This is a genomic window from Winogradskyella sp. J14-2, assembly GCF_001971725.1.
GTDB lineage: Bacteria > Bacteroidota > Bacteroidia > Flavobacteriales > Flavobacteriaceae > Winogradskyella.
In genome coordinates this window covers 664,348-677,072 of record NZ_CP019388.1, presented here as the reverse complement: position 1 = coordinate 677,072, position 12,725 = coordinate 664,348, and the positions used below count along the sequence as shown (strand labels likewise).

13 protein-coding genes are annotated in these 12,725 nt (G+C 34.8%); 8 read left to right on the top strand and 5 right to left on the bottom strand.

What is annotated here, in order from left to right; translation table 11 throughout:
* Window positions 1-18 precede the first annotated feature (18 nt).
* The 3 genes from BWZ20_RS03190 to BWZ20_RS03180 all read left to right on the top strand — a co-directional run bounded on the left by BWZ20_RS03190 (window position 19) and on the right by BWZ20_RS03180 (window position 1,985).
* On the top strand, window positions 19-513 hold the full coding sequence (locus BWZ20_RS03190) for a hypothetical protein (RefSeq protein WP_076616188.1): 495 nt from the start codon (window positions 19-21) through the stop codon (window positions 511-513).
* Window positions 514-1,224, top strand: a complete 711-nt coding sequence (locus BWZ20_RS15365) for a hypothetical protein (RefSeq protein ID WP_076616185.1) — start codon at window positions 514-516, stop codon at window positions 1,222-1,224.
* 92 nt (window positions 1,225-1,316) lie between these two features.
* Window positions 1,317-1,985, top strand: a complete 669-nt coding sequence (locus BWZ20_RS03180) for a sensor histidine kinase (protein ID WP_232217136.1) — start codon at window positions 1,317-1,319, stop codon at window positions 1,983-1,985.
* On the opposite strand, the gene BWZ20_RS03175 is transcribed toward BWZ20_RS03180, so the two are convergent.
* Window positions 1,982-2,680, bottom strand: coding sequence for an RluA family pseudouridine synthase (locus BWZ20_RS03175; protein WP_076616177.1), 699 nt, complete (start codon window positions 2,678-2,680; stop codon window positions 1,982-1,984). The genes BWZ20_RS03180 and BWZ20_RS03175 overlap by 4 nt on opposite strands.
* Before the next feature lie 39 nt (window positions 2,681-2,719).
* Window positions 2,720-3,538 carry a 3-methyl-2-oxobutanoate hydroxymethyltransferase gene (gene panB, locus BWZ20_RS03170; protein WP_076616175.1) on the bottom strand — a complete coding sequence of 273 codons (819 nt, stop codon included), beginning with the start codon at window positions 3,536-3,538 and terminating at the stop codon, window positions 2,720-2,722.
* 107 nt (window positions 3,539-3,645) lie between these two features.
* On the opposite strand from panB, the gene BWZ20_RS03165 reads away from it, so the two are divergent.
* Window positions 3,646-4,101: a nuclear transport factor 2 family protein gene (locus tag BWZ20_RS03165; protein ID WP_076621242.1), complete on the top strand. Its 456-nt coding sequence runs from the start codon at window positions 3,646-3,648 to the stop codon at window positions 4,099-4,101.
* A gap of 167 nt (window positions 4,102-4,268) precedes the next feature.
* On the opposite strand, the gene BWZ20_RS03160 is transcribed toward BWZ20_RS03165, so the two are convergent.
* Together BWZ20_RS03160 and BWZ20_RS03155 are read right to left on the bottom strand one after the other, a co-directional pair.
* Window positions 4,269-5,693 carry an L-serine ammonia-lyase gene (locus BWZ20_RS03160; RefSeq protein ID WP_076616172.1) on the bottom strand — a complete coding sequence of 475 codons (1,425 nt, stop codon included), beginning with the start codon at window positions 5,691-5,693 and terminating at the stop codon, window positions 4,269-4,271.
* A gap of 107 nt (window positions 5,694-5,800) precedes the next feature.
* Entirely contained in the window at window positions 5,801-6,304 is a 504-nt protein-coding gene (locus BWZ20_RS03155) for a hypothetical protein (protein WP_076616169.1), read from the bottom strand.
* A 175-nt stretch (window positions 6,305-6,479) separates the two neighbouring features.
* Between BWZ20_RS03155 and dnaK the strand changes: the two genes are divergently transcribed.
* The 4 genes from dnaK (at window position 6,480) to BWZ20_RS03135 (ending at window position 12,178) form a co-directional block, all read left to right on the top strand.
* Window positions 6,480-8,387 (top strand): molecular chaperone DnaK, encoded by a 1,908-nt coding sequence (gene dnaK / locus BWZ20_RS03150; protein ID WP_076616166.1) that lies wholly within the window; start codon window positions 6,480-6,482, stop codon window positions 8,385-8,387.
* 172 nt (window positions 8,388-8,559) lie between these two features.
* Window positions 8,560-9,744: a T9SS type A sorting domain-containing protein gene (locus BWZ20_RS03145; protein ID WP_076616163.1), complete on the top strand. Its 1,185-nt coding sequence runs from the start codon at window positions 8,560-8,562 to the stop codon at window positions 9,742-9,744.
* A gap of 224 nt (window positions 9,745-9,968) precedes the next feature.
* Window positions 9,969-11,180 (top strand): class I SAM-dependent rRNA methyltransferase, encoded by a 1,212-nt coding sequence (locus BWZ20_RS03140; protein WP_076616161.1) that lies wholly within the window; start codon window positions 9,969-9,971, stop codon window positions 11,178-11,180.
* 50 nt (window positions 11,181-11,230) lie between these two features.
* Complete coding sequence (locus BWZ20_RS03135; protein WP_076616158.1) at window positions 11,231-12,178, top strand: NAD(P)H-dependent flavin oxidoreductase; 948 nt, start codon at window positions 11,231-11,233, stop codon at window positions 12,176-12,178.
* 90 nt (window positions 12,179-12,268) lie between these two features.
* On the opposite strand, the gene BWZ20_RS03130 is transcribed toward BWZ20_RS03135, so the two are convergent.
* Window positions 12,269-12,637, bottom strand: coding sequence for a hypothetical protein (locus BWZ20_RS03130; protein ID WP_076616154.1), 369 nt, complete (start codon window positions 12,635-12,637; stop codon window positions 12,269-12,271).
* Window positions 12,638-12,725 lie beyond the last annotated feature (88 nt).

Here is a 12,725-nt window from a genome sequence, read left to right as displayed (position 1 = left end):
TAATTAAAACTCAACATTATGAAAAAACTATTATTGCTTTTAATAGGCTTGGTTATTGGTATTGCAGTAACCTATTATTATTTATCGACCAATCAAAATTTAGAAGAAATGACAAAACCAAATGGACTAATAACTCCAACCGAAATCGAAGCGCTAGACCAGGCATATAATAGTAGACACACTATAATTAGCGACTCGTTAATTAAAACGCCAGACAACAGATCGTCTTGGTACTCAATAGATGAGATAGAGTCTTATTTGACCTATGCGAAGAAACAGGCAAACACTTTGGGATACACCTTAGACGGATTAAGGATATATGCTGGTGCACATCCAGATACTAAAGAGGGACCAGGTTTAATGACCATGTTTTTTGTGCCAACAGGTTCTAAAAATGTATCTGAAGGTTCTATGTTAACTACAGCACAAGGTGGAGGTAATGATATTGGAGGTGCAGATGGACTTAATAAGGGAGGTAAAGGAGATCCGCCGAGTGCCAATTATCCTCAATAAATGTCTTACTACATAGTAGCTATTCATATTGTAGAACTCATTGCTGCTCTCTCGGGTACTTACTATTATTTAAAAACCAAAGATGACCAAATGAAAATTTTCATTTGGTACCTTTGGTTTGTAGTTTTTATTGAAACAGTAGGAATGTATGGTTATTTATTATTAAATAATTATGATTATGATTGGTTTATATGGCTAAAAAACAGTGTTTTTTGTTCTAACACTTGGTTGTATAACATATATTCATTTGTTACCATATTTATTTTCGGAAAGTTTTTTCTAAAAATCATTCATAGAAAGTCATCAAAAATTATAATAGTGGCAGCGGTTGTTTTTTACACAATTTTTACAGTTTTATATTTCTTAATCAGTGGTACATTTTTCCAAAAATCGCTACCTTATGATCTTTTTGTAGAAACATTTATAGTGTTCGTTTTTGTTATGTTATATTACAAACAATTACTTGGAGGTGATGAAATTTTGTTTTTTAGGAAGTTGCCTGTTTTTTATATAAGTTCTGGATTGCTTCTATTTTATTTATGTGCAGCACCACTTTTTACTTTTGATGGTTATTTTTATGAAGTAAATAAAGGGTTTATACAATTTAGACATATATACATGTTCATTATTAATATCTTCTTATATTCATGCTTTATTTTTGCTTTTTTATATACAATTCAATTCAAAAAAGAATTAGCGAAGAGGAGATAGCTTTAATTATCTATGTCGTTTTTTTTGTTTTAACCATTGTTGTTGTCTTTGTGGTGTTCTTTTTAACTTTTCAGAAGAAAAAAAATACATTATTGCAAAAAAACATTGAACAGCAAAGACAATTTGATGAAGAGCTTTTTAAAACCCAACAAGAAATACAAGAAGAAACGCTAAAGAGTGTTGGACGCGATTTGCATGACAATGTAGGTCAGTTATTAGCTTTTGCAACCATGCAAATGAATAGTGTCTCACGTAACATGAACCAAGATCTTAAGCCTAAAGTAGACAACGCTTCATCTGCTTTAAAAGAGAGTTTAGCAGCAGTGAGAACCTTATCAAAATCGTTAAACAGCGATGTTATACAAAACCTAGGTTTTAAAGCGATTGTAGAAAATGAGATAAATCGTTTGAATAAATCTGGGTTAATAGAGGCGACCCTAAATATCGAAGGCGAAAATCATGTTCTTGAGAATAAAAAGGATGAGATTATTTTGTTCAGAATAGTACAAGAGTTTCTTTCCAACACCTTAAAATATGCCGAAGCTGACACCTTAAAAGTTTATTTAGAATATACTACCGACAAACTCAAAATTAAGGTTAAAGATGATGGAATAGGATTTGATGTTGCAAGTGCTGAGCAAGGTTCTGGAATGACAAATATGAAAAAACGTGCTGACCTTTTAGAGGCAGATTTTAACTTAGAGTCAGAACCAGATAATGGTACTGTGCTTACAATTGTCTACCCTTACCGAAGAGTTTAAATTTCACAAGCTTTCCATAACGCATCATCTGGTAAAGGTGCAACAATACTGAGTTTTTCTTTCTTTACAGGATGTGTAAATTCTAGTTTTCTTGCATGTAAACTTATACTAGCATCCTTGTTGCTTCTCGGAAAACCGTATTTTAAATCTCCTTTAATAGGACAACCAATTTTTGCTAACTGACAGCGGATTTGGTGATGTCTTCCCGTTTCTAAATCAATCTCAAGTAAGTAGAAATTATCTAGTGTTTTAATAACGCGATAATTTAAAATAGCTTTTTTACTACCTTCAATTTCATTGTCAAAAGCAGTAGATTTATTGTTTTTTGGATTTTTCTTTAGCCAATTAATAAGGCGGTCTTGTGCTTTAGGCGGTTTGTTTTTTACCAAAGCCCAATAGGTTTTATTAGTTTTTTTTTCTGCAAATAATTTGTTTAATCTAGGTAAAGCTTTACTTGTTTTAGCAAACAGCACAATACCAGTAGTTGGTCTGTCTAAACGGTGTACAACACCTAAGTAAACATTTCCAGGTTTATTGTATTTGTCTTTTAAAAAGTCTTTTACAACATCGCTTAGCGGTTTGTCGCCAGTTTTATCACCTTGTACAATATCGCCAGCGCGTTTGTTTACCACAATAATGTGGTTGTCTTCATATAGAATTTGAAGATTGTTCTTATTTGATAAAATCTTTGACACTACTTGTTAATTTTCCCCTTTGGGGAATAAAAGGGGCTTTTAATACTGCTCTTTCTCATTGGGGAAATCCTGACGCTTTACATCTTCAACATATTGCCCAATAGCATTAGTCATGTCTTCAAACAGATTCATATATCGACGCAAAAACCTAGGATTAAATTCGTGGGTCATACCAATCATATCATGTAATACTAAAACCTGTCCATCAACACCATCTCCAGCACCAATACCAATGACCGGAATACTTACGCTCTCTGCAACTTCTCTAGCCAAAGCAGCAGGAATTTTTTCTAAAACAATGGCAAAGCAACCTGCTTTTTCTAGCATTTTAGCATCTTCTCTTAAGCGATCTGCTTCTTGTTCTTCTTTTGCTCGTACAGTGTAGGTGCCGAATTTGTATATGGATTGAGGTGTAAGACCTAAATGGCCCATCACAGGAATACCAGCATTTAGTATACGTTTTATAGAATCTTTAATTTCTTTGCCGCCTTCAAGCTTTACGGCATGTCCACCAGATTCTTTCATAATTCTAATAGCGGAGCGTAATGCTTCTTTTGGGTCGCTTTGATAGGTTCCAAAAGGTAAATCTACAACAACTAAAGCCCTGTCAATAGCTCTTACTACAGATGAGGCATGGTATATCATTTGGTCTAATGTTATGGGTAATGTAGTTTCATGACCTGCCATAACATTACTAGCCGAATCACCAACTAAAATAACATCGACACCAGCACCATCTACAATTTTTGCCATGGTATAATCGTAAGCAGTGAGCATTGAAATTTTTTCACCTTTAGACTTCATGTCCACAAGGGTTTTTACGGTAATTCTTTTATATTCTTTTTTGGCTACTGACATATTGATTAAATTAGTAATTGTAAAAGTAATGAGTTTTGTTAAACTTTTGTTTATTAGAACTTAGAAATACCGACGAAATATTTAATTTCAGTGAAAACCATAACAAGATGAAAAAAATATCCATCCTTATTGCTTTATGTTTATCAATTAACATCTATGCACAAAACTCAGATTCTGAAGACGTAAAAACTACTATAAATCAATTTTTTGAAGCTTTTCATAAACAAGATACTGTAGCTTTAAAAACTATGACAAAAGGTGATATAAAATTGCAGTCTATTTCGGTCAATAAGGAAGGGAAAACCATTTTACAGGAAAGCGATTATAGCCAGTTTGTAAAAAGCATAGCCAGTATTCCAAAGGATAGAACCTTTGAGGAAAAGCTATTGGATTTCAACATTCAAGTGGATGGAGCAATGGCCAATGCTTGGACACCTTACGAATTTTGGTACAATGGTCATTTCAGTCATTGTGGTGTTAATTCCTTCCAACTAATAAAAGAAGATGACGAGTGGAAAATTATTTATTTGGTAGATACCAGACGGAGAGAAGGGTGTAAATAAAAAAGCCCATCCTAGCCTTCCCAAAGGGAAGGAACTCAGATATCAGCGCATAATTATCAGTAATGCATAATTATCAGTAATTCGTAAAATATGAGTCGTAAATTCATAAGTGTTCAGTTGAGAAAGAAGTCTTCCTTCGGGGAAGATTTAGATGGGCTTAAGGCTTCTTAACAATCACTCAAATGTACACCTACTGCTAGTCCACCTTCAGAGGTTTCTTTGTATTTGGTGTTCATATCCTTAGCAGTTTCCCACATGGTATTTACGACCTTGTCGAGAGGTACTTTCACATTATTAGGGTCTGTTTCTAGGGCTAATTCAGCAGCATTGATAGCTTTTATAGCTCCCATAGAATTACGTTCAATACATGGTATTTGTACCAATCCTCCAATAGGGTCGCAGGTAAGGCCTAGGTGATGTTCCATAGCAATTTCAGCAGCCACTAAAACCTGCTGAGGTGTTCCGCCAAGTAATTCACATAATGCACCAGCTGCCATCGCAGAAGATACACCAATTTCGGCTTGGCAACCTCCCATTGCAGCACTTATGGTAGCTCCTTTTTTAAAGATACTGCCAATCTCACCAGCGACGAGTAAGAATTTTTTAACATGCTCAAAATCGGCATCATGGTTTTCAATTACCATGTAGTACATTAATACAGCAGGTATAACACCAGCACTACCATTTGTTGGTGCTGTAACCACACGTCCAAGCGATGCATTAACTTCATTAACTGCCAAAGCAAAACAGCTCACCCATTTAAGGATTTGTCTAAACTTTACTTCGGTTTTTCTGATGGTTTTTAGCCATTCTTGAGGACTTTCATAAGTAAAATCACCAATCAAATTTTTATGCATATCATATGCACGTCTGCGCACATTAAGTCCACCAGGAAGCGTTCCTTCGGTATGGCAACCAACATACATACACTCTAGCATGGTATCCCAAATGCGTTGCAATTCAAAATCGATAGTTTCTATCTCTCTTATGGACTTTTCATTTTCTAAAACAACACTAGAAATAGGTAAATTAAGCTGATGACAAAATTTTAATAATTCATCTCCATAAGATGTAGGATAGGGAAACGTACAGTAAAAGACTATTTTGTTAGCTTTTGAAACTTTACGTTCTTCCTGTACCACAAATCCACCACCAATAGAGTAGTAGGTAGACTTATAATTTCTACCGTTGATTAATGCTGAAAATGTCATGCCGTTTGCATGGAATGGTAGGAATTTTCGATTGAATTTTATGTCTGTACTAACATCAAAAGCAATGGCTCTTTCGTTGTTAAACATTAAGGTATTAGTGTTTTTTATTGAAGATATAATGATATCTATAGTATCAATAGCAATGCGCTCTGGATCAGCACCTGTTAAACCAAGTAAAACAGCAAGATCTGTGGCATGACCTTTACCTGTTAAAGATAAAGAACCATAAAGATCTACGGTTATTTTTTCCACCTTTTGAAAGCGATTTTTCTCTTTGAGTTCTTTGATCCAACGTTCGGCTGCACGCCAAGGTCCTAAAGTGTGAGAACTTGACGGTCCTACACCAATTTTTAGCATATCAAAGACAGAAATACATTCCATAAAAGTAAAATTAATTTAAACAAATATACTCCATTGTTTATTCATTTATAGCATAAAAAAAGCGATGATCTTAATCATCACTTTTCTTATTAATCTAAATTTTTTTTCTACTGAATGTATTGTGCAACATCATAAAAACTGTTTACATTAATGTCATTACTATTTATAAAATCAACAGGTAAAATTACTATTCTAAAGGTTTGATCTAATCGGTCTTCGTCCAATAGAAGGTCAAAATTAAATTCAGGTGCAGCATCAAGATAAATGGTTACAAAATCATAATTATGTTCAAAATTGTATTGAAATTCTCCACCACCACTTGTGTAAATAGTTTCAGGAAGAGGTCTCCAAACATCAAACCCATCTACTTGACCAAGAAATCTATAAACTAAAACCATATCTGTTTCTAAGAGCTCTATATCGAGAGGAATTTCTAAACCGACACCATAATCGTTTGTAGAAGTAAAATTTATAGTTCTTTCAAAGGATTGCCCTACAAAGTTGACACCATTCTGACCAGGTAAGCCAGGAGGGCCAGGAGGTCCTGGATCGCCTTCACAGGCAGTAAATAATAAAGTAAATACGGTAATTAAGGATAAAATATGCTTCATAATAACTAAGTTTTTTCAATAATACATCAAATCGTATTCCAAAGTAAGTGTAATTAAAAAATCTTTTTAGAAAAGTAATCTGACATCATGTCACATTTTTTGTCATGGCATAATCATTGACTATTAGTAAACGAGTTTAAAAATTAAATACACAAAACATATATACACTAATATTATGAGTAAGATTATTGGAATTGATTTAGGAACAACAAACTCTTGCGTTTCTGTAATGGAAGGTAACGAGCCAGTTGTAATCCCAAACGCTGAAGGTAAGAGAACTACACCTTCGGTTATCGCTTTCGTAGAAGGTGGTGAAATTAAAGTTGGTGATCCGGCAAAAAGACAAGCAGTAACTAACCCAACAAAAACGGTTTATTCTATTAAGCGTTTTATGGGTAACAAATATTCTGAGTCTAAAAACGAAGCAGAACGTGTACCTTATAAAGTGGTAAAAGGTGACAACGATACACCAAGAGTAGATATTGATGGTCGTTTGTACACACCTCAAGAATTATCAGCTATGATTCTTCAAAAAATGAAGAAAACTGCTGAAGATTACTTAGGACAAGATGTATCTGAAGCTGTTATTACAGTACCTGCTTACTTTAACGATGCACAAAGACAAGCAACTAAAGAAGCTGGTGAAATTGCAGGTTTAAAAGTTCGTAGAATTATTAACGAGCCTACAGCAGCAGCATTAGCTTACGGTTTAGATAAAAAATCTACAGACCAAAAAATAGTAGTATTCGATTTTGGTGGTGGTACGCACGATGTGTCTATCCTAGAGTTAGGTGATGGAGTATTTGAAGTATTATCCACAGATGGAGATACACACTTAGGTGGTGACGATGTAGATGAAAGAATCATTGATTGGTTAGCAGAAGAGTTTATTGCTGACGAAGATATGGACTTACGTACAGATCCAATGGCTTTACAACGTCTTAAAGAAGCAGCTGAAAAAGCTAAAATAGAGTTATCATCTTCTGCGCAAACAGAGATTAACTTACCTTATGTAACAGCTACCGCAAGTGGACCAAAGCACTTGGTACGTACCTTAACACGTTCTAAATTTGAACAGTTAATCGACGATTTAATTAAGCGTACTATTGAGCCTTGTGAAACTGCATTAAAAGCAGCAGGTTTATCTAAATCTGATATTGATGAAGTTATTTTAGTAGGTGGTTCTACACGTATACCAGCTGTACAAGCAGCAGTTGAAAAGTTTTTCGGAAAAGCACCAAGTAAAGGTGTCAACCCAGACGAGGTAGTATCACTAGGAGCAGGTATCCAAGGTGGTGTATTAACTGGTGATGTAAAAGACGTTCTTTTATTGGACGTCACTCCATTATCTCTTGGTATCGAAACTATGGGTAATGTAATGACTAAATTGATTGAAGCGAATACGACGATTCCTACAAAGAAATCGCAAGTATTCTCAACAGCAGCAGACAATCAGCCATCGGTAGAGATTCACGTATTACAAGGTGAACGTCCAATGGCAGCAGATAATAAAACAATTGGTCGTTTCCACTTAGATGGAATTCCACCAGCAAGACGAGGAACACCTCAGATTGAAGTAACGTTTGATATTGATGCCAATGGTATCATTAAAGTATCTGCAGAAGATAAAGCTACTGGTAAGAAACAAGATATTAGAATTGAAGCCTCTTCTGGATTAACTGAAGAAGAAATCCAAAAGATGAAAGCTGAAGCTGAAGCTAATGCAGAAGCAGATGCTAAAGCAAAAGAAACTGCTGATAAATTAAATCAGGCAGATGGCATGATTTTCCAAACTGAAAAGCAGTTAGAAGAATTTGGCGATAAATTATCTGATGATAAGAAAAAGCCAATTGAAGATGCTTTAGCGGAATTAAAAACAGCTTATGAGTCTAAAGATATCGCAGTTATAGAACCAGCTTTAGAGAAAATAAACGAAGCTTGGAAAGTAGCTAGCGAAGAAATGTACAAAGCACAAGCAGAAGCTCAGCAAGGTGGAGCAGCAGGTCCTGATGCAGGAGCGCAAGGTCAGCCAACTGATGAAGCTAGCGATGTAGAAGATGTGGATTTTGAAGAAGTTAAATAACAACTTGTCATTCTGAACCGTCACACTGAGCGCAGTCGAAGTGTTGTTTCAGAATCTCATAAAACAAAAACGCAATCATTAATTTGATTGCGTTTTTTGTTATAAAATTTTGACTCAGAGTAGGAAATTTATTAACTTAACCGTTCTACAAATAACCATCTTGTATTGTATTATGAAAAGAATATTACTCTGTATTTCTATAATCTTTTTCACATCTTTTTTTCACCATGCCCAGCAGGACAAGATCGTGTTTATATTTGGTCATAGTTTAGTTGTACACGATCCTCCACTAATACCAACACCAAGTGATGAGACCACTGTACCACACTGGCTTCATTTTTTGGCCGAAGAAGCTAATTTAGATATTGCTGTTAATGGTCAGTACGGTTTTTTACAACAGCATGATGATTTGCCTCCGATATCACAATGGGGTTTTGACAGTGTTGCATCGGCTTGGGATTCTGATTCTGAACCTTTTTCTGTAGCAAATTTTGATACGGTACTAATTACAGCTGGTAATTTTATACAATATCAATCTTCTAATCAGCCATATTACAACGACCCTAATACAACACCACTTTCCGCAACATTAACCATAGTGGATTGGGTTAATAACCAAAACCCAGATATGGTAACCTATATTTATGAAAATTGGCCAGATATGGCAGGCTTTTTAAATAATGGTTTTCCTGCATCTGCTTCAGAGTTTCAAGCTTATAATGATTATACTGAGGGTGATTTTCATGATTGGTGGATAGAATATCAAGATTTTTTAGTTGCAGAACGACCAAACGAAATCATTAAGATGATTCCTGTTGGGCCAATAATTAGTAAACTATTGAGTCAGGCACCTTACGATCAAATTCCTATCAGCGAATTATATGAGGATGATGCACCTCATGGAAGGCCTACAATTTATTTTTTGGCAGCAATGATTACTTATGCTGCGATTTTTCAATCACCTGCACCAGATTCTTTTATTGTACCAAATACTGTTCATAGTACTGTTGCTAATAACTATCAAAATATCAATGCTTTTATATGGAATGAATTGTTGGATTTTAATTTTTCGCCTCTTGGGGAAAGTAGGGTTTTTATAAATAGTCCTTTAAGTGTTGAAGATGAAGAATTATATAAAATCAATATATATCCCAATCCTACTCAAAACATTCTGTATTTTGATGGTGAATTAGATGGTTTAGATATAGAAGTTTACGATGCTTTAGGTAAAAAAATGAATATTGAATATTCAAGTGTAACAAACACTTTAGACTTAACTAGGATTAATAGTGGTGTATTATTTGTTAAGTTTAAAAGTGAAAGAGGAACATATATTAAAAGAATTGTAAAATTGTAATTAAATTTAGTCAGCTTAACATTAAAACGCAATCACACTTCGACTGTATTGACGCTAAAGATTCAGCGACACGCATACGCTCATTGAACATGATTACGTTTGTTATTATCAAATTGAGCTTATCATAATTTGAAGTTTCTCAGAACTAAATTATTAGACCTCACAGGTTTTTAAAATCTGTGAGGTCTTTAATTAGTAACTTGCACAAGTATAATTTTTTAAAAATGAAACCTACTTATCAACCCAAGCGGTTAGCAGTTAAACTCAGTTCAATAGGCGAACAATCCGTTGTTAAAGGGCATCCATGGGTGTTTTCTAATAGTATTGTTAAGATAAATGACGATGCCAAGACTGGGGATTTAGCTATTATTTTCAGTAAGAATAAAAACAAGGTTATTGGCATTGGATTGTATGATGCCAAATCGCCAATTCGTATTAAGATGATTCATAACGCGCAGACCAAAGTGGTTATCAATGCAGAATTTTTTCAACAAAAAATAAAAACTGCATATCATAAGCGTGAAGAACTACTTAAAACCCAAACCAACAGCTATCGTTTATTGTTTGGTGAAAATGACGGATTTCCAGGTTTAATAGCAGATGTTTATGATACCGTTTTGGTTGTGAAATTGTATTCCGAAATATGGTTACCATATTTAGAATGGATTTTAGAAAGTCTTCAAAAGGTCTCTAATGCTAAAACCATAGTGTTAAGGCTAAGCAGACAATTAGAGAACAGTAGTCATCATAATTTTACAGATGGCGAAGTGATTTATGGTACATTAGAAAATGAAGTAGTTAAATTTATAGAGCATGGAGTTCATTTTTCTGCAAATGTTTTAAAAGGTCATAAAACAGGCTATTTTTTAGACCATAGAGACAATAGAAGGCGCGTTGGTGAGTGGAGTAAAGGCAAAACGATGCTCGATGTATTCTCTTACGCTGGCGGATTTTCGGTACATGCATTAGCTAACGGAGCTACAGAAGTCACCGGTTTAGACATTAGTAAGCAAGCACTCGACGTTGCCAGAGAAAACGGAAAGTTAAATGACTATTCTGGTGTGCATAAAACGATTTCAGGTGATGCGTTCGTAGAAATGGAAAACCTCATTAAACAAAAAAAGACGTTTGATGTCGTTGTTATAGATCCACCAAGTTTTGCCAAGCAACAAAGTGAGATTGAACTGGCAAAGAAGAAATACAAACAGTTAGCAGAATTAGGCGAAAAGCTTACGGCAAAACAAGGCTTGTTGGTGCTGGCTTCGTGCTCATCTAGAGTTACAGCACAATCGTTTTTTGACTTAAATAAAAATGCATTAAACGCTCAAGGTCGACTGTTTGAAACCCTTTTAAAAACAAAGCACGATGTCGATCATCCTGTTACTTTTCCTGAAGGGGCTTACTTAAAATGTGGCTATTATCGCTTTTTGGAATAAAAGTGTTATGCATGCATAATATTTTTTATATTTGAATAAATTAAATTAAGATGCAAACTAAACTAACCGAACTACTCAATATAAATTATCCTATAATACAAGCACCAATGTTTTTGGTGTCTAACGTGGCTATGGTAACAGAAGCCATGAAAGCTGGTATAGCTGGTTGTATACCTGCGCTCAACTACAGAACCTTAGAAGAGTTAAGAGCAGCCATTAAAGCCCTAAAGGCTAATAAAGTAGAAGGAGGTTCGTTTGGTTTTAACCTTATTGTAAACAAGTCTAATATTAAATACAAAGGACAGCTTGAGGTACTTTGTGAAGAAGGTTGCGATTTTATAATTACCTCATTAGGAAGTCCGGAAGAAACCATAAAACAAGCACATAAAGCAGGCATTAAAGTGTTTTGTGATGTTACCGATTTAAGGTTTGCTAAAAAAGTGGAAAGTTTAGGGGCTGATGCTGCTATTGCAGTAAACAACGAAGCTGGTGGTCATAGAGGTAATATGTCACCAGAGGAGCTTACGAGTTTATTGAACAAAGAATTATCTATTCCTGTGATTTCTGCTGGTGGAGTAGGTTGCAAAGCAGATATAGATAAAATGTTGAGTTATGGTGCTTCTGGAGTATCGGTTGGTAGTCCGTTTATCGCATCAGAAGAAGCAGGAGTTACAGATGAGTATAAGCAAGCTTGTGTAGATTATGGTGCTGAAGATATTGTAATGACAGAGCGCATCTCAGGTACTCCTTGTACTGTGATTAATACACCTTACGTTCAAAAAATTGGTACTAAAGCTACTTGGATAGAAAACCTCCTCAACAAAAATCGAAAGCTTAAGAAGTGGGTTAAAATGATTCGTTTTTCAATAGGTATGAAAGCTACTGAAAAAGCTGCGAAAAAAGCCACTTACAAAACAGTTTGGGTTGCTGGGCCAAGTATTGAGCATACCAAAGAAATATTACCAGTAAAAGATATTGTGGCTAAGCTTGTCAATTAAGTTTCAGAAGTTAGTCTAATTTTTTCTCAACAGTTCTCGATAGAAAATATGTTTAGAGTTTTATTTGAACTGACATCTGATGAAAATATATTAAGGCTTATAACGTAAAACAGCCAGTTCTTCTTCTCGTTTTTTCTTTTTACGCTTACCAGTAAAAATATTAAAGGTATAACTTGCCGAAAGGCCACCCAACATGGTTGAGAGCATTTCGCTGTTATCAAACTTTCCTGAAATAATATTACCATCGTAGAATTCTTTTGCAAAACCGGCTAACGACGACAAACCGAAACTAAACCAAAAGGCTTTACTCTTATTTTGGGTTTTAGAATACACATAAGCATACGTTCCGCTAGAGATAGCAGCACCAACTGCAAAATGTAAGCCGTCATCTTCTAAGGTAATCTGTGCAGAACTGACACTAAAACAGAACAACATAAAGCATAAAACGATAGTTTTCATAGGTATAATAGATTGGTTGAGCGTAAAATAGCCGTTTAGCTATGGAATGCTTAAAATTCTCGGTAGGACTTATATTTTTACGATAAAA

Excerpts from the sequence above, each read along its gene's own strand:
- BWZ20_RS03190 (WP_076616188.1), top strand. The coding sequence starts at position 19 with ATGAAAAAACTATTATTGCTTTTAATAGGCTTGGTTATTGGTATTGCA.
- BWZ20_RS15365 (WP_076616185.1), top strand. The coding sequence starts at position 514 with ATGTCTTACTACATAGTAGCTATTCATATTGTAGAACTCATTGCTGCT.
- panB (WP_076616175.1), bottom strand. The coding sequence starts at position 3,538 with ATGTCAGTAGCCAAAAAAGAATATAAAAGAATTACCGTAAAAACCCTT.
- BWZ20_RS03165 (WP_076621242.1), top strand. The coding sequence starts at position 3,646 with ATGAAAAAAATATCCATCCTTATTGCTTTATGTTTATCAATTAACATC.
- BWZ20_RS03160 (WP_076616172.1), bottom strand. The coding sequence starts at position 5,693 with ATGGAATGTATTTCTGTCTTTGATATGCTAAAAATTGGTGTAGGACCG.
- BWZ20_RS03155 (WP_076616169.1), bottom strand. The coding sequence starts at position 6,304 with ATGAAGCATATTTTATCCTTAATTACCGTATTTACTTTATTATTTACT.
- dnaK (WP_076616166.1), top strand. The coding sequence starts at position 6,480 with ATGAGTAAGATTATTGGAATTGATTTAGGAACAACAAACTCTTGCGTT.
- BWZ20_RS03145 (WP_076616163.1), top strand. The coding sequence starts at position 8,560 with ATGAAAAGAATATTACTCTGTATTTCTATAATCTTTTTCACATCTTTT.
- BWZ20_RS03140 (WP_076616161.1), top strand. The coding sequence starts at position 9,969 with ATGAAACCTACTTATCAACCCAAGCGGTTAGCAGTTAAACTCAGTTCA.
- BWZ20_RS03135 (WP_076616158.1), top strand. The coding sequence starts at position 11,231 with ATGCAAACTAAACTAACCGAACTACTCAATATAAATTATCCTATAATA.
- BWZ20_RS03130 (WP_076616154.1), bottom strand. The coding sequence starts at position 12,637 with ATGAAAACTATCGTTTTATGCTTTATGTTGTTCTGTTTTAGTGTCAGT.